The organism is Paenibacillus hubeiensis, assembly GCF_032334105.1.
GTDB classification, from domain to species: Bacteria; Bacillota; Bacilli; order Paenibacillales; family Paenibacillaceae; genus Paenibacillus; species Paenibacillus hubeiensis.
Genome location: NZ_JAVYAE020000008.1, coordinates 248,357 through 265,101 on the forward strand (window position 1 = coordinate 248,357; position 16,745 = coordinate 265,101).

Annotated in this window: 16 protein-coding genes and 1 riboswitch; of the genes, 5 read left to right on the plus strand and 11 right to left on the minus strand. The window is 51.5% G+C overall.

Translation table 11 applies throughout. From position 1 onward, the window contains the following. Position 1: 1 nt before the first annotated feature. Positions 2 to 1,438 (minus strand): SWIM zinc finger family protein, encoded by a 1,437-nt coding sequence (locus RSX24_RS20575; RefSeq protein ID WP_339274468.1) that lies wholly within the window; start codon positions 1,436 to 1,438, stop codon positions 2 to 4. A 325-nt stretch (positions 1,439 to 1,763) separates the two neighbouring features. After that, positions 1,764 to 2,120 (minus strand): HesB/IscA family protein, encoded by a 357-nt coding sequence (locus tag RSX24_RS20580; RefSeq protein WP_236414666.1) that lies wholly within the window; start codon positions 2,118 to 2,120, stop codon positions 1,764 to 1,766. A 442-nt stretch (positions 2,121 to 2,562) separates the two neighbouring features. Here RSX24_RS20580 and mqnE point away from each other — a divergent pair, with 442 nt between their 5' ends. Next, the gene (mqnE, locus tag RSX24_RS20585; RefSeq protein WP_236414667.1) at positions 2,563 to 3,669 is read left to right on the plus strand and encodes an aminofutalosine synthase MqnE; all 1,107 of its coding nucleotides are present in this window, start codon (positions 2,563 to 2,565) and stop codon (positions 3,667 to 3,669) included. A 230-nt stretch (positions 3,670 to 3,899) separates the two neighbouring features. Further along, positions 3,900 to 4,961, plus strand: coding sequence for an NAD(P)/FAD-dependent oxidoreductase (locus tag RSX24_RS20590; protein WP_236414668.1), 1,062 nt, complete (start codon positions 3,900 to 3,902; stop codon positions 4,959 to 4,961). Here RSX24_RS20590 and RSX24_RS20595 read toward each other — a convergent pair. Then, positions 4,958 to 5,212: a YuzB family protein gene (locus tag RSX24_RS20595; RefSeq protein ID WP_236414669.1), complete on the minus strand. Its 255-nt coding sequence runs from the start codon at positions 5,210 to 5,212 to the stop codon at positions 4,958 to 4,960. The two genes, RSX24_RS20590 and RSX24_RS20595, sit on opposite strands and share 4 nt — an antisense overlap. 80 nt (positions 5,213 to 5,292) lie before the next feature. Here RSX24_RS20595 and RSX24_RS20600 point away from each other — a divergent pair, with 80 nt between their 5' ends. Next, on the plus strand, positions 5,293 to 5,538 hold the full coding sequence (locus RSX24_RS20600; RefSeq protein WP_062324083.1) for a NifU family protein: 246 nt from the start codon (positions 5,293 to 5,295) through the stop codon (positions 5,536 to 5,538). A gap of 133 nt (positions 5,539 to 5,671) precedes the next feature. Here the strand turns inward: RSX24_RS20600 and RSX24_RS20605 are convergent, their stop codons facing one another. Further along, positions 5,672 to 6,478, minus strand: a complete 807-nt coding sequence (locus RSX24_RS20605; RefSeq protein WP_236414670.1) for an SDR family oxidoreductase — start codon at positions 6,476 to 6,478, stop codon at positions 5,672 to 5,674. 343 nt (positions 6,479 to 6,821) lie between these two features. Here RSX24_RS20605 and RSX24_RS20610 point away from each other — a divergent pair, with 343 nt between their 5' ends. Beyond that, the gene (locus tag RSX24_RS20610; protein ID WP_343261671.1) at positions 6,822 to 7,832 is read left to right on the plus strand and encodes a DUF2167 domain-containing protein; all 1,011 of its coding nucleotides are present in this window, start codon (positions 6,822 to 6,824) and stop codon (positions 7,830 to 7,832) included. Positions 7,833 to 7,922: 90 nt separating this feature from the next. On the opposite strand, the gene RSX24_RS20615 is transcribed toward RSX24_RS20610, so the two are convergent. The 6 genes from RSX24_RS20615 to RSX24_RS20640 form a co-directional block, all read right to left on the minus strand. Further along, on the minus strand, positions 7,923 to 8,759 hold the full coding sequence (locus RSX24_RS20615; RefSeq protein ID WP_236414672.1) for a MetQ/NlpA family ABC transporter substrate-binding protein: 837 nt from the start codon (positions 8,757 to 8,759) through the stop codon (positions 7,923 to 7,925). A 37-nt stretch (positions 8,760 to 8,796) separates the two neighbouring features. After that, the gene (locus tag RSX24_RS20620; RefSeq protein ID WP_236414673.1) at positions 8,797 to 9,456 is read right to left on the minus strand and encodes a methionine ABC transporter permease; all 660 of its coding nucleotides are present in this window, start codon (positions 9,454 to 9,456) and stop codon (positions 8,797 to 8,799) included. Then, on the minus strand, positions 9,456 to 10,484 hold the full coding sequence (locus tag RSX24_RS20625) for a methionine ABC transporter ATP-binding protein (RefSeq protein WP_343261672.1): 1,029 nt from the start codon (positions 10,482 to 10,484) through the stop codon (positions 9,456 to 9,458). The genes RSX24_RS20620 and RSX24_RS20625 overlap by 1 nt, the downstream gene beginning before the upstream one ends. 228 nt (positions 10,485 to 10,712) lie before the next feature. Next, a riboswitch (SAM riboswitch) is annotated at positions 10,713 to 10,852 on the minus strand. 81 nt (positions 10,853 to 10,933) lie between these two features. Then, positions 10,934 to 11,668: a Cthe_2314 family HEPN domain-containing protein gene (locus RSX24_RS20630; RefSeq protein ID WP_236414675.1), complete on the minus strand. Its 735-nt coding sequence runs from the start codon at positions 11,666 to 11,668 to the stop codon at positions 10,934 to 10,936. A 182-nt stretch (positions 11,669 to 11,850) separates the two neighbouring features. Then, a complete protein-coding gene (locus RSX24_RS20635) occupies positions 11,851 to 12,789 on the minus strand; it encodes a COX15/CtaA family protein (protein ID WP_343261673.1) in 939 nt (312 codons plus the stop codon). Between the two features lie 262 nt (positions 12,790 to 13,051). Beyond that, positions 13,052 to 13,396 (minus strand): thioredoxin family protein, encoded by a 345-nt coding sequence (locus RSX24_RS20640; RefSeq protein ID WP_236414676.1) that lies wholly within the window; start codon positions 13,394 to 13,396, stop codon positions 13,052 to 13,054. Positions 13,397 to 13,520: 124 nt separating this feature from the next. Between RSX24_RS20640 and RSX24_RS20645 the strand changes: the two genes are divergently transcribed. Further along, the gene (locus RSX24_RS20645; protein WP_343261674.1) at positions 13,521 to 14,807 is read left to right on the plus strand and encodes a DUF2515 family protein; all 1,287 of its coding nucleotides are present in this window, start codon (positions 13,521 to 13,523) and stop codon (positions 14,805 to 14,807) included. A 262-nt stretch (positions 14,808 to 15,069) separates the two neighbouring features. Here the strand turns inward: RSX24_RS20645 and RSX24_RS20650 are convergent, their stop codons facing one another. Next, positions 15,070 to 16,698: a putative polysaccharide biosynthesis protein gene (locus tag RSX24_RS20650; protein ID WP_343261675.1), complete on the minus strand. Its 1,629-nt coding sequence runs from the start codon at positions 16,696 to 16,698 to the stop codon at positions 15,070 to 15,072. Positions 16,699 to 16,745 lie beyond the last annotated feature (47 nt).

Here is a 16,745-nt window from a genome sequence, read left to right on the forward strand (position 1 = left end):
ATCAGTACAGCAGCCGGGCAATCCGGTCTCCCTGAATCACCGTTAACGGCTGTGCAGCCAGCCGCCCTGTATCCATCTGATGCTCGAACATCGCCAATACGCAGCAGTCGCTGAGCAGCGAAGCATCGACGAGCGACAACAGCGGCGTCGATTGCCCGGGCAGGCGGTAAATATCGCTGAGCTCCAATGTATTTCCTGCCTCATCGACCAGGGCGAAACCTCCCATTTCCGTGCGTGCGATGCGGGAGGCCTTCAGTAACGCGACCGGGGCCCGATCGCCCAGCGGATCTTTCAGTTGGTTTTTAACCGCCTTGACCGCCTCCGGTATCGATGACCAAGCCGATTCGCAGGCAGCCTCAAGATCGACGGCTTTCGTCTCGCGCGGGATCATGCCTTCAAAACGCACCCTGGCGTTCATGCCGCCCGGATAAAGATACAATTCGGAAATCTGCGCCACATTGAAGAAACTGTCTTCTTCCTTCATGAATTTCAAAGCCTTAAACGGTCGATAATGTACGGTTCGATGAATGCGTTTGCTGCCAAGCTCCAGCCAATAACCGGTGTCTATGTATTCTCGGCGTGCGTCATCCTTGTGGCAATAGAAAGCAAGTTGAAGCAGCTCCACATTCTCGCTTACCCGTCCGGCTTCCTTAAGTTCGGACAGCTGCCAAGCATGACCAAGCCATTCTTCAATCGTTGATTCGCTATCCGGTTTGAGTTCCGGATCTTCCTGTTTGGCTTGTAAATATGTCCTGCCTCTTTTAATAAAAGCATGCAGCAAAGTCAGCTGCTCCATCGCATATGTATAGCCGCTCTCTCGGTCTTCCTCTTCCAACAGCAGTGCAAGCCGCCGTAATTCGTTCTCCGCTCCGGTAAGGTAACTGCTTCCGAGCCGCTTGGCATGCTCGTTCAGGCTTTTCACCGTCCGTGCATCCGCCGTGCCCAACCCACCGCGAACCAGTGAAAGCACAAGCTTCTCCAATTCGTCCAGCGCTTCAAGCTGCTTGGCGATTTTCTTCTTGAGCGCGCTTTTATTGACCTTTTTCGGCTTGTCAGGCAGCTCACCGCTTTCGCGCTTGGCTTTGTTCTCTTCGCGTTTCTCTGCCTTCTCCCGCTTGGACGCAATATCTTCAGGCACAGAAGCGTTCTCAAACGGCAATCCTTCCGCATAGGCATACATCAGTCCAAGCGCATGTTTGCATGGAAACTGCCGGCTCGGGCAGCTGCATCGCGAGACCGGATTGTCCGGCATGACAAAATCGACGGAACAAACATAATTGGATTTCCCGCTGCCGGCACATTCACCAAACAACAGGTTCCCTTCCTCCGATATGTTAAGTTTGACGAATTTGTTTTTCTGGACCAGTCCCCGTCCGTTCTTGGCCGCAGCCGCGTTCGGGGCCAGTGAATCAATATAGGTTGAAGCCAGTTGAAGCATTTCGCGCGCCTCCTCGCTGGAAAATTGAACTTGTGAAAATTATACTGTAATCTAACGCAAATCTCACTCGTGCGCATGGCATGGGCCGTTTGGCATTTATGATGCGGATTTGCGAAACAGGAACACCAGTTCCCTTTTTATTTGAATATATCATGGTCTTCCGTTATTTTCAAATCCGCCCATCCAAAACCTTGCATGCCGAAATCACACTCGATCGCTTTCCAATACAAAAAAAGCCCCCATATCGCAATTAGAGAAAAACTAATGCGCTACGGAGACCTTTATTGCACCGGTAATACATATACCAGGAACATCTATTTCCGAATCAGCAATCTTTATCCGGCACGCCTGCTTCTTCGCGTGTGCGGAAGGAAGATCCGCAACCACATGTCGCTACCGCGTTCGGGTTATGGATAGTGAAGCCGCCCGTCATGCCGGATTCTTCAAAATCAATTTCCAGGCCATTCAGGTATTTCAGGTTTTCCTTCTCCACAACAACCTTCATGTCGTGAATGTTCATATAAATATCGTCTTCGGATTCTTTATCGTCAAAGCCCATGGCGTACGAAAATCCGGTACAACCGCCCGGTGCTACGCCAAGACGCAGGAACATGTCCGGTGTCTCTTGCTGAGCCAGCATATCCTTCAGCCGCTCGGCAGCCGTTTCGCTGATGCTGATCATGCCAGGTCACTCTCCTTTAATTTGAACTCTTTCTAAATTATACTCCACCGCGTCAAGGGGCTCAAGTCATGTTTGCCCGTGTTTTCTTGCCTCCGCTCCTCCTTTTTCTTTCCAGCATATTGAACCCCCGGGACACGAGGTTTATAATGGATAGGTGATCGATTTGAAATGTCGATATTTTGTCATGACTTCTTCAAGCGATGGTCATATTTAGAGTTGTAATTTTTTTCACATTTCGAGACTGTGCTGCAGTCCCCAATGCATATAAAGCCGGAGGGCTCATTTCGCGAAAAAAAACAGCTACGCAATGCAGCATGCGCTGCAACCGGGTCAATACGAGTTGGTTATACGGAAGGCGGCAAACGACCGCATCTTTGTTATGTAGTTCTGCCAGCCAGTACTGCGCGCAACTCCAATCCGGTCAAGAACAGGAGGAAACAACATGTCTACATTGGTAACACCGTTCACGGACAAGAGAATGGCTGAAATCGTCGAGAAAGTACAGAACGGAGTAAGGCTTAGCGTAGAGGACGGCGTTTATCTGTACCAGACGGATGACCTGCTAACTCTGGGCCAGCTGGCCAATGAGGCCAACCTGAAGAAAAACGGCAAAAAAGTATATTTCATCGAAAACATGAGCCTGTATTTCACCAACGTGTGTGAAGCCCACTGCGCCTTTTGCAACTTCCGCAAGGATCAGGGTGAAGAAGGCTCTTATACCTTGTCGGGACAGGAAATGATCGATTACGTAGAACAGCATATTCATCCCGGCGTACGCGAGTTCCATATTGTAGGCGGACATAACAACCATGTTCCTTTTCAATATTATGTCGATTCCTTGCGTGCATTAAACGAAAAATATCCGAACGTTACGCTGAAGGCATACACGGCAGCAGAGATCGATTTCTTCACACGCATCAGCGGACTAAGCATTAAGGAAGTGCTTGAGGAGCTGCAAAAAGCCGGACTTAAATCGCTCACTGGGGGCGGAGCCGAAATTCTCTCCGATGAGTACCGCAAAAAAATGCGCGTGGACAAAGCGAACGTCGATCGTTATCTGGAAGTTCACCGCACGGCTCACCTGCTCGGCATGCGGACGCACACCACCATGCTGTATGGTTCGATCGAATCCTATGAGGACCGCGTGAACCATATGGCCCAAATCCGGGAACTTCAAGACGAAACAAACGGATTCATGGTATTCATTCCGCTGTCCATGCAGCCAAAGAGCAAAAATGCAAGCATCATGCGCCGCAACTCGGCGTACGAAGACCTCAAAACGATCGCGATCAGCCGCCTGATGCTGGACAACATCGACCACATCAAAGCCTACTTCATTAATATTGGTCCACAGCTGACCCAAGTCGCGCTCGGCTTCGGAGCATCGGATGCGCACGGTACGATCGTACGTGAACGAATCAGTCACGCCGCTGGTGCCCTGACACCCGAAGGGCTGACCCGCAAAGAGCTCATCTGGCTGATCAAAGGTGCCGGACGAATCCCGGTGGAACGCGATACCTTCTACAACGAAATCCAAGTATACGAGTAAACCCGAGCATCGGGCTCGAGATCCGCTTGACCGAAAAGGGAGCGGATCCCGAACCGATGCTTTCCATTGGAATAATGCCCCTAATTTGAAAGACCTGAATTTTCGATATACTAATTTAGATATACTAATTCAAACCTAAAACAACACATGAGGCAGATCGCCATTATGGCCCTGTGCCTCACGGGTACAGCCCCGCTTCCTGCGGGACTGGTGCAGAAAGGAAGCCAATCATGAAAAATTTCGTCATTCTTGGGGGCGGCTACGGCGGCCTCACGATTGCTAAAGAACTTCTGGAAGGCAAAATTCCGGCAGACACTCAAATCGTTTTGGTGGATCGAAATCCATTCCAAGGGCTGAAGACCGAATATTATGCGCTCGCAGCCGGAACGGTATCGGATTACGACCTCCGCATTCATTTTCCCGTGCATGAAAAGCTTACCCATCGGTATGGAGAAGTGACGTCGATCAACCTGGAAGCCCGTCAGATCGAATTCGAAGGACAGGATCCGCTTCCTTACGACAGACTTGTCATCGGGCTTGGTTGTACGGATCGGTTCCACAATACGCCCGGAGCCGAGGAATTCAGCTGTACCATTCAAAGCTTCGGCAAAACAAGGGAAACTTACCTGCGCTTGAATGAGGTTAAACCTTACGGCCACGTGCACATCGTCGGCGGCGGGCTTAGCGGCGTTGAAGTAGCGGCTGAGCTGCGCGAAAGCAGACCCGACCTGAATATTACGATCCTCGATCGGGGTGAGCGCGTGTTGTCCGCATTCCCGCAACGCTTGTCCGCTTACGTACATGAATGGTTCAAAGAACATCAAGTCGAATCGCAGCGCCATGTGGCCATCTCCAGACTGGAGCAAGGCGCCATTTACAATCGCGACGAAGAGATCATGACCGATGCCGTTGTCTGGACAGCAGGGATTCAGCCGGTCAAAGTCGTGCAGGATCTGAATGTCGCCAAAGACCCGCAGGGCCGTGTCGTCCTGAATGAGTATTATCAAATTCCGGAATATACGGATGTATATGTGGTGGGAGACTGTGCCAGCGTGCCATTTGCACCTAGCGGTCAGGCTGCCGAGGTTCAGGGTGAACAGATCGCTCATATTCAGCATGCTCTTTGGAAAGGCGAAGAGCCCAAACTTCACCCCCTCAAGCTTCGCGGCACACTCGGCGCACTCGGCAAGAAGGCTGGGTTTGGGCTGATGGGCAAAACGTCCATGATGGGACGCGTGCCGCGTATTTTGAAAAGCGGTGTGCTCTGGATGTCTAAACGGCATCTCGGTTAGTCAAGATCCAGCTCGTCCCAGGCGTCCGCTTCGGCAATTTTGGCCAATATGGCGTTATACAGATCTTCCACTTTGTCCGTGATGACAAGCTCGCCATTCACCAAAGCAAAAGGAGTCATGTAACATTGGCCGCAATTGCTGAGGCACCCGTACTCGATGACGTCAAAGTCAGGATTTTCTTCCAGCATGTCCATCACTTCATCGGTACCGAAATGCATATTATTGGCACAAAATTCAATAATCGGTCTCATTTGTTGTTCACCTGCTTGCTTTGACCATTTGAATTTATGGCCATTTGTAATATAATATATGAAGGAAAGGAGTTGAAAATATGAGCGAAAACGCACAAAGCACCATGTACGATGAGGTATCCGACGTGCTTGACAAACTTCGTCCGTTCCTGCAGCGCGATGGCGGTGACGTGGAACTGGTCGACGTGGAGGACGGCATCGTGAAGCTGAAACTGGTCGGTGCCTGCGGCAGCTGCCCAAGCTCCACCATTACATTGAAAGCCGGGATTGAACGCGCCCTTCTTGAAGAAGTTGACGGTGTGGAAGAAGTTGTCCAAGTATTCTAATCAATCCTTCACGAAATAAACCTCAAGAGCCTTTCGCTTCTTATGAAGCGGAGGCTCTTTTTTCGCCTTGCGTCACGGAACTGTACTCCTGACCAGCCAAGCGGAAACATTTATTACAACGCCTGCGCTCGCATCACTCGCTTTTCCCGGCCTCATGCTGCTCTGCATCTTCGCGCCAAATATTAGGGCGGATCGGATCCAGGCCGCCGGATACATCCATAATGTTTCCGGTAATGAAATCGGAGTGATCCTCGCACAGATACGTGATTACGCGTGCGATATCCTCCCCGCTTCCCGGGCGCCCTCTCGGTGTTTCTTCATCCTTGATTTCCCGGATTTCATCGATCGTCTTTTCTTTGTTCGCGCCGCGAATGTCGCCAGGGCATACCATATTCACCGTGATCCCATATGGCGCTTCTTCCACGGCAAGCGTCTTCGTAAACGAAACCAGGCCTACCTTGGCCGCTGCATAAACCGCGCGATGGGGCCATGATCTGGCCTCTCCTGCATGGCTAAAGCCGAAATGAATGATCCTTCCCCACTTCTTGCGCCGCATCTCCGGGAGCACGAGCTGGTCCAGCAGCATGGGCCCGAGCAAATTGCCTTGCACAAGCATCTGGATTTCGGCTGCGGAGTAATCGGCAAACCATCTGCGTTCCCGGACAAACGGTCCCGCATTGTTTATAAGTATATCAATATCGCCCAGCTGATTTTGCACACGTGCGATCAGCCTGGTAATGTCTGTCGGTTGTGAAATATCGGCCTGCACCGCGATACAGCGCACGCCTGTGGACATAATCTGGGATTGAAGGCTTTCGGCCTCGCTTTGGCTGTGCACATAATTCAGAGCAATGTGGCATCCCTGTTCCGCCAGGCGCAGTGCCGTCATTTTGCCAAGACCTTTGGCACTTCCCGTTATGAGGGCCACTTTACCTTTCACGTCCATCCCCCTCTTCCAAGAACACAGTCACTCATTCAGTATAAAAGATTTGACGTTCCCTCACAACTTCCCCATCTCCAAATGCTCTTGCATATATTTGCAAAAAATCATTGGAGCGGGGACGATCCTCATATGTTGTCCATTCACAAAATAAAACCGAGTAGGACTTTAGAAGGAAATATAACCCCAATTTTCCAATTATCCCTTGATTAATGTATGAGGTATATGTTAATTTCGATAAGTCATTATTTTCTATACAGAAAAAGACATAATACATACGCTCATGCTAGGCTGTAATCAGCACTTTCCTGCCCAGGCATGGGGCCCTCGAAAGGAATCCGAAATGAAAAACAACAAAAGATGGTTGACCTCCCTTGTCGCCCTTATGCTGGTGACCGCTTTGCAATTTCCGCTCGCTCTCACCGCGTCTGCCGAAAGTGCTGCCGACAGCACCGCAGATGACTATGAATGGATTGACGGTCCTGCCACCGTATCGCTGGATGACAAAGCCACCCTCCAAATCGCACCCGGCCTGACTTATTTGGACGCAACCAATACGAAGCGTTTTATGGAAGATACGGAATCATTTCCGAACGGCACTGAAATCGGAAGCCTATACGGCGAAGGCGAGCAGTCCAGCTGGTATGTCATTTTCGAATACAACGACACGGGACATATCGATGATAGCGACAAAGACAATCTGGATGCCGAAGAGCTTCTCGACAGCTACAAACGCGGTACCGAGGAGCAGAACGAAAAGTCTTCTCCGGAAAATCGGCTCTACATCACCGGTTGGGAAATCGAGCCTGCTTACGAGAGTGCGAAACATCAGTTGATTTACTCTCTTGGCGCGAAGGACGCGGCGCAACAACCGATTGTCAACTATAACGTAAACGTACTGACACGCGAAGGATATATCGGCGTGATTCTCATTACGGATACCGCCCATTTCGAACAAAATCGCAAGCAGTTCGAGGAAAGCGTGCTTGGGCAGCTTCATGTTAACGCTGGCGAGAAATACGAGGAATTCGACGAGTCGGTCGACAAATCTTCCGAGCTGGGGTTAACCGGCCTGATTCTAGGGGGCGCCGGGGTTGCCGTAGCCAAGAAATTAGGATTGCTGCTATTGCTGAAAAAAGGATGGTTCGTCATCGTGGCCGCCATCGTCGGTATATTCGGATGGCTTCGCCGCAAATTGACGGGAAGAAAAAATCCAACGGATGCACATGGACAACAGGATGAACTTACGCCGACTGAAGAAGCCTATCAACAAGTTGCGGCCGGACAACAGTCTACCAATCCGGATGATTCATCACCGAACGATCGTTCCAAACCGGATTTGGAAAAAAAATAAATTGCATCAATGCATCTCTATGACCATGCACAAAAACAAGCCGACGTCGCTTGAACAGCGATGAACGGCTTGTTTGATTTGCGCATCTATTTAGAATGCAGGTTCCACTGCGCCTTTGTAACGTTCTTTGATGAATGTTTTGACGGTTTCGGAGTTCAGTGCGGCTGCCAATTTTTTGATGGCATCTGCATCCTTGTTATCTTCACGCGCAACCAAAATGTTGGCATACGGATTGCCTTGCAAATCTTCGATCAACAGGGAATCCTTCTCCGGATTCAGGTTGGCTTCCAACGCATAGTTGGCATTAATGAAGACCAGATCGGCTTCATCCAGTTGACGAGGCATCATGGCTGCATCAAGCGTGATGAATTCCAGGTTTTTCGGATTAGCCGTAATATCCTGCACTGTAGACGAGATGTTGTTGTTGTCCTTCAACGTGATCAAGCCTTTTTTGGCCAGCAGCAGCAATGCACGTCCGCCGTTGGACGGATCATTCGGAATCGCTACTTTCGCGCCGTCCTGCAGCTCATCCAGCGATTTGATTTTTTTGGAGTATCCCGCAAACGGCTCAACGTGCACCGGAGTTACGGAAACAAGATTGAATCCGCGTGCTTTGTTCTCCTCATCCAGGTACGGCTGATGCTGGAAGAAGTTCGCATCCAGTTGTTTGTCGGCGAGCTGTTGGTTCGGCAGAACGTAATCGTTGAACGTTACGATTTGCAAACGGATGCCTTCGGCCTCCAATTCGGGTTTGATGGCTTCCAGAATTTCGGCATGCGGCGTAGGCGAAGCTCCGACTTTCAATTCGACGGTACGTGGAGCGCCTCCTGCGTTATCTGCGCCGCTGTCGGCATCCTTGTTGTTGCCGCATGCCGCAAGGACCGCGATCATCATCAGGCTCAGCAAAGCGATGGACCATTTTTTCATGTGTAAAACCCCTTCTCCTTAAAATTTGATCTATGTGTTATTTCCGGGTGAACTTTTTGACGAGACGATCGCCGCCCATTTGCAGCAATTGCACAAGAATAATCATCAAAATGACGGCCACGATCATGATTTCCGTTTGATATCGGTAGTATCCGTAGTTGATCGCCAGCGTACCCAACCCGCCGCCGCCAACCATGCCCGCCATTGCCGTGTACGATACCAGGGTCACGATCGTAATCGTAACGCCTGCCAGCAAACCTGGCAGTGCCTCGGGCAGCAATACCCGACGGACGATTTGGCCTGTAGAAGCACCCATGGACTGAGCGGCTTCAATGACGCCGCGATCCACTTCGCGCAGCGTCGTTTCCACCAATCGCGCAAAATACGGGGCAGCCGCAATAACCAACGGAGGAATGGTGCCCAGCACGCCGGTTGCCGTTCCAACCAAAGCTCGGGTGAACGGAATAAGAGCAACAATCAAAATAATGAACGGAACCGACCGAAGAATGTTAACGATAATAGAGAGAATGGTATATAAAATCTTGACTTGCGACGAAGCCGAGCGTGCTGTCATGAACAGCAAAACGCCAAGCGGCAAACCGATAATAACCGTGAATAGGCCGGACGCCCCTAGAATCTGCAACGTTTCAACGGTAGCCTGGCTGATCTCTTCCCATCGAATGCTTGAAAAATCCATTATTGTAGCACCTCCACATCAAGCCCCTGCTCAACCAGTTCGTTCATCGTCTGCCTGATGGAAGCAGGCTCGCCCTCAAACCTTACCGTCAATTGTCCGTAAGGAACTTGTTTGATGGTCGAAATCGTGCCTTGCAAAATGGCAAAATCCACGCCAGTTTTGCGGACCGTTCTGGACAGAATGGCTTCATATGTCTTTTCTCCCAGAAAAGAGATTCTCACCAGTTGGGAAGCTCCGTTAGCCATAGCGTCACCTTTGACCGGTGCGCTGACTGCCAACAGCTCCGCCGAGGCATCGTCCCGCTGGATGAAATCGCGGGTGACCTCATGCTGCGGCTTGAGAAATACTTCCGTTACAGGCCCTTGCTCCACGATGCCTCCCTGGTGAATGACCGCCACACGATCGCATATGCTCTGGATGACATGCATTTCATGCGTAATCAGTACGATCGTAAGATTGTACTTCTCGTTAATGTCCAGCAGCAGCTTCAAAATGGAGGCCGTCGTCTGCGGATCAAGCGCCGAGGTCGCTTCATCGCAAAGCAGGACCGCCGGATCGCTGGCCAGCGCGCGGGCAATGCCTACCCTTTGCTTCTGTCCGCCTGAGAGTTGGGCAGGATACTTGCCGCTGTGGTCTTCCAACCCGACCAGAGAAAGCATCTCTTTGACCTTGCGGTCGATCTCCGCCTTGGGTGCATTGGCCAACTTGAGCGGAAATGCCACATTGTCGTACACCGTCGCGGATGACAGGAGGTTGAAATGCTGAAAGATCATGCCGATTTTGCGGCGTTGCTTCTGAAGCCCCTGTTTCCCAAGCTCCGTTAAATTGACGCCGTCGACCCACACTTCGCCGCTCGTCGGCCGTTCCAGCAAATTCATGCAGCGAATCAACGTGCTTTTTCCCGCCCCGGAGTGGCCGATAATGCCGAAAATCTCGCCTTTTTGAATGGTCAGGTCGAGTTCGGCTAACGCTGTCGTTGCTTTGGCGCCTTTGCCGTATGTTTTGGTTAATGCCTTTAATTCAATCAAAATAGCTTCTCCTTCCCGCCATTACATGTATCTTTACCCGAAAGGCTGGAAAAACTCCTTCGGAGCCGAGAAAAACGACTTTAGTCATATCTCCCGAGCAAACCGATCATCGTTTGGCGAGTAATCATAAACCTGTATTGCAAGCAGATCCTTCCGATCTGCATTCTCCCCGAACCAAAAAAGAGCCCCTCTGCAGAAAAAAGGGCTCTTTGCGTGAAAGATTATGCCTTCTCATCTGCCAAAATCGTGCTCTGCACCATTTTGTAGGAATTAGCACCTAACATCTATAAAGAATGACATCGTGTCACACCCCATAAATCGGTTGCCGGGCTTCATCGGGCCTGTCCCTCCGCCGCTCTCGATAAGAATATATGATTTTTAATCAGTATTGAATATAGGAACTCAGTATAATCCAAGTATTCCGGTTTGTCAAAGGTAAATATTACACCCTAATGGGTGCTGTTTTTGCGATTCAAGCCGTGCTCACGCCACAAGGCATTAATGTAGCCATAAGCCGTCTTGATAGTTTCGCACACCATGTCCGTTCCTTGCCTGAGCTCATGAAGATGCTGGTCCAGATCCTCCAGCTGCACTTTGCCCTGCAGCGTTTGATGCAGCTGCCACAGGTCATCTTGCATCTCCCAGTTCATGTAATGAATCTCCATGTTGCGTCGCTTGCGCAATCGGCTCATCGGTTCGCGGTATTTTTCTTTGATCCGGATCAGCGCTTCGGCCAAATCGGCATGAACTTTAGCATAGCCGAACTGCCTGAGTACTGTAAAGTAGGAAAAGTGGGCTTTGACCTTTGAGGTATTCAGGTCGAAAATTTCGTTGATGACCGTTCCGGTTTTGTCCAAAATGGCGAAACAGCGAATGAAGCCGTCCTTATAGAAATATACGTAGCGCGCATATTCCGCCTTTTCGGCAGCGGTCATGTCTTCCGTAGAGCCTGCTTTCACCTTTTTCCGAAAATGGGAAGCCGCAAAACAGCTTTGCTCCAATTCATCCAGCGAGGATATCAAACCTTGGGTCCAAACATACAGTTTGCGGTAATCATGCGTCGGGTCCTGATTCAGGTCCAACTGTCGCTGCAGGAGCTCCAGCGTTTCCACCATCGCTTCGATCGCTTCTTCCAGAACGCCTTCATTCCGGCGCGGGGGTTCACCCAGTAGTGTTCGCAGCATGAGCATGCCTCCTCTTGTCCAATCTGTCTCAACCACCCAACTTAAGCATAACCCCAACCGGAGACCGAGTAAACGCACAGCGCTATTGCACCATAGCGTACCCGAATCCGGTGCGGATCAAACAAAATCCACCCGCATCCGTGACGATGCATCACGAGGGCAGGTGGACTTGGGAAAGCAGATCAGAACCGATTAACCGGTTTGTGCAGTTTGTATACCAGAAAACTCATGTACGTCAATATGCCGAACAGGATGGCAATATCAAGCATGTGCGACAAGGCAACAAACATGTACACTTCCGGACGATTCATCGTAAGCATCATCAGGAAACCGATAAACACTTGCAGCAACACCAGCACAACCGACACCACACCCAGCGTTCTAAGCTCCTTATTATCCGGATGTTTGCGGTATGCATAGTGCCCCAGAATCGCAATCACGACGACGAGCGACACCGCTGCTAAACGGTGGATGAAGGCTACGGCAACGCCGCCGGACAGTTCAGGAACGATTTGCCCGTTACATAGAGGGAATCCGGAACAGCCGCCAGCCGAATCCGTATGGCTTACAAAAGCCCCCGTGTACACAACCAGGTACGTGTAAATGGTGGAGAACCACACGAGATTCCGGAAATTTTTGCTCACTCGCGGATATTTGTTCAAACGTTCCAGTCCGCCATGCTTGGCCTCTTGGCGAATGCCCAAAGCCATCATGAGCGAGCTGGCAAAGGCGATCAGCGCAAACCCGAAATGCAGCGCCATGACCGCCGATGACTGGGAAAAGACGACGGCGAATGCGCCCATGATCCCCTGTATGATGACAAATAACAATGTCAGCAATGAGAACAATTGCAGATCTCGGCGGGGCTTGCCGAACCGTAAAAACGCAACGAACGAGGCAATGGACAACAGCCCTGCCAACGCACTGACGGCACGGTGGGAAAATTCGATCAAGGAGGCAACGGTATGGGCCGGAACCAGTTTGCCGTTGCATAGAGGCCATTCGGCGCCACAGCCGAGTCCGGACTCGGTCCGCGTAACGACGCCGCCACCAAACGTGGCCATGAACATGACAAGACAGGTTAATACGGTCAACCATTTAAACAAGGTTAAATGCTTCAATTTTTCTCACCTGCAGTTAAATTTTTAAATTGCGAAGGAATGACTCCCTTCATGAGGTTCGTTACTTTGACATTTATTTCACAACTAAATCCATTATAACGGATAAAAGAGTCATTGACGGCGCGGTTTGTGACAAAATGTTAACGTCTGGGTGAGATTCGGACAAGCGGATCACGTGCAAGCGGCCTTCTTTCAGCATTCCCTAAAAATGACAAAACAAAAGCGCCTCCCTCAGTTGGGAATGGCGCTTTCGACCAAAAGCTTATTTATGAATCGTGTTATACACTTCAACCGCACGTTGCAAAAACTGCTCGATCTCTTCTCTGGATTTGCGCAGTTTGTTCACGAAACGAACGAGTTCCCGGCCATCCGTGTAAGCGACGAAGCTCGGAATGCCCAAAATGTTCTGCTCTTCGCTTACCGTTCCGACCTGATCCACGTCTACCTCGACCAGAGTCAGTTCGTTTGCATATTTTTCCTCGACTTCCGGCATGAACGGGTCAATGAATTTGCAATCCCCGCACCAATCGGCCTTGAATACGGCAACGGTAAGCCGCGAAGACTGAATAGCTACGTCGAATTCCGGTTTGGACGTTATTTGTTGCATCACAGCATCTTCCTTTCTTTTTTAGCAGCATGTCTCTTCTTTATACACATAAGCATGTTGACGAGTGGAAGTCAACTCTTCGGCACATACTTAAGATAACCATCAGTAGAAAGGATAGTACGCCATGATGTTCCTTGGCACCGATTCTGCCCCGTTCGGAGCCATGCTTCAGTTCATGCGCTCCCTTCCGGAAGCGGCCCGCGAAGCATGGCGCGGCAAACAGGCCGCGTGGCATGCCTCCGCACGGCTCAGGCACCCTGCGCGTGACCTCGATTGGAACGAGGATACCGCGGCAGCGCTGCGTTCCGAGATTCGGCGTTTGCTGCCTGGCAAAACCGGCACAGACCATGCCGCAGCCCGCCTTGCCAGAAACGCTCCCCTATGCGAGGAGGATTGCATCATTCTCGAAGACGTCTCCCGTCAAACCCGGGAACACAACCGGAGCAATATTACGCGAACCGCCGCTTATCTCGCCTGCTACGAGGAATGCCCCGAATTGCACTGGGCGCTGCTTGCCCATATGGTGTCCCGAAATGGCGGCTATCACATGACCGACCTGCAAAGCGGGCTCATGCGCAATTTGCAAGACGAAACCTCCCGGCAGCAGACGTACCGTTTGCTGGAGCGGTGCAATGCTCTTATTTTCCAGGACGCTTATCCGCAACTGTTGTTATATCAGCATAGCCGCCGCCTTGGACGAAGCTGCTTTCATTTATTGTCCCATTTTCATGTATCGGCGTTCATGACGCCTTTCTGGGAGCGCTTCTGGCTGGAGAAGTGCAGCTCGCTGCTCAGCACGGCATTAATTATTAATGAGCAAAACTATATTGAAGGCCGGGTCGTGCAGCACCCGTATTTCCACAAAAACGTAATCTCCAGCCCTTCCTTCCGATTGCACAACCTGGCAGGGCTGAACCAGATCGTATTTCCTCTCGGAAAGGGCTTGGGTATCGTCGGGCGAGTACTGGAGCGGTTCGACAAGCTGGATGAACGCATTGCATTTGGCAAAAGCCTGTATGCCATGCTATTTGGCATGGATCAGGTGCTGGACGGGGTATTGAAATTTGCACGAGCCGTTCCCCATCAAGGCTCTCGCGCCGAATATTGGCCAGGACTGTTCACCGCAGTTCAGCATGAATCGGGGAATAACACCTCCCAACGAAGCAGCGCTGAGCTGATGGACGAAGAGTGGCTTCCGGAAGGACAGCGCTTGTACAGCCCGAGACTGCTTGACGTCTGGCATGAGACGCCTTATGAACCTCTTCCGAGATACGATTGGCTGCAGAACGCCGACTGCCTCTCTCACATCAGCACGCCCAAGCGTCCTTGGATCTTCGAGATCAGTCACGAGCATCGATTCGGCATCCTGAAAACCGCGCTGGCCCACGATGCCCGGACCATCCTGCACTAGGTTGGATGATCCTGGAGAATCCAGTGATCAACGCGAAGCGTATGCTTTCGATGGAGCTTTCTTACAGAAAGCTTTTAGCTCCGCTTCTCCAGATTCTTTCTGATCCATCCGTTTTTGAGCAAATTTCCAATTCGGCCTATATAGCCCAACGTTTCATCACAAATATTGAAAAAAGGTCCTGCCAGCTCTAGAGCGGACAGGACCTTCTTTTATTTTTATCTGAGAACGCCCATTCGCGTTCCAATCAACGATTCTCCCTTGCTTACCCACGTTGTGCCTGTCCGCGCTGGAACCGCATCAACGGACGCAATACTTTTTGCAAAATTCGCGGATAGCTGCCCAGTTCGTCCTTGCGTAGCACATTCATCACGACCAGCAGCAGCAGGTAAACCGCAACGACCAGAACGCCTACCACCATACACGTCAGCAGGAAGGAAATTCTCGCCGGCAGGAAAGCACCGAATACCTGATTGCCCGTCCAGTTCGCGCCGAATCCTACCGCCGCTGCGATCAAGACGGTAACGGCAAGGCCTGTCCAACGGTTGCCCATGATGGAGAAGGAAACGATTTTGCGCAGCACCCTGAGATTGAGGTACGTAATGACCAGGAAACAGAGAGCCGTGGCCATAATAATGCCGTAAATCCCCATCAGCGGGGCCAAAATCAAACTCGCCACAAACTTGACGATAATGCCTGCCGCCACGCTGATCATCGTAATGCGCGGCTTTCCTACGCCCAGCAGAATGGCATTCGTCGTCATCATCGTGATCTGGAAAATGGTCCCGATCGTCAATACCGCAATGATCGACGTGCCGCCCAGATCGCTGAACAGCAAACCGTTGATCGAATGCGCTGCTGCGCTCAGCGCAATGACGATCGGCAGGCCTGTCAGAATCGAAATGCGCAGGGCCAGCGTGATCTGGCTTTGCAGATGAACTTCATCCTTGCGGGCAAATGCCGCCGAAATGACCGGCACCAGCGACGTGCTGAGCGCAATGGCCAAAATCGGAGGAATTCCGGCAATGCTCTGGGCTTTCATACCAAGCACCGCCAGAACGGCCGTCGCTTCTTCCAGACCGATCCTTCCGCTCAGCAGCGGAACGACAAGAGAAGTGTCGATGAAGTTGATGGCTGGAACCGCCAAGGAAGAGAGCACGATCGGAATCGACAATTTGAATATGTCCCCATAGATTCCGCCCAGCGGCAGCTTTTCTGAACGCTCCTCGATGAGTGCTGCGGCGCTGTCCACGCGCCGCTGCTTCATGGTGAAGTACAGCATCACCGCAAACGCCCCGATGCTGCCGAATACGCCCCCGAACGATGCCCCGGCGGCCACCGTCTGGTCATCGTAATTCCATTGCAGCAGCACAAATGCCACCAGTATCGCGGTACCCACGCGGGCGAACTGCTCCACAATTTGGGATATGCCTCCGGCCGTCATGTTGCCACGGCCCTGGAAGTAACCACGCATCATCGCGATGGCCGGGAAGAGCAGCAATGCAGGGGCCAGCGCGCGGATGGCGCTGACCGATCCCGGCACCTTGGAGATGTGCGTCGCGTAGAATGGCGCCGCTAACCACAGCAGGGTCGACATGATGACCCCGGCTGCGGCCGCAAAGATCAGCGCCGCCCGGTAAATCTGCCGGGCCTCTCCGCCGCGGCCCAAGGCGTAACGTTCAGATACCATTTTGCTCAGTGTACTCGGTATGCCCGCCGTCGCCACCGTTAACAGCATTAAATAAACCGTATTGGAAATCGTGAACGATGCATTCCCGATATCGCCGAGAATGTGATCCAGCGGCACGCGCTGAGCCAATCCAAGCACCCTTGCAACGAGCGCCGCGGCCGCCAGGATGAGCGTTCCTTTGATAAAGCTTTCTTTCTTAGACAACCTGTTTCCCTTCTTTCCCCACATGGGCCGCACCCGCCTGGATCACC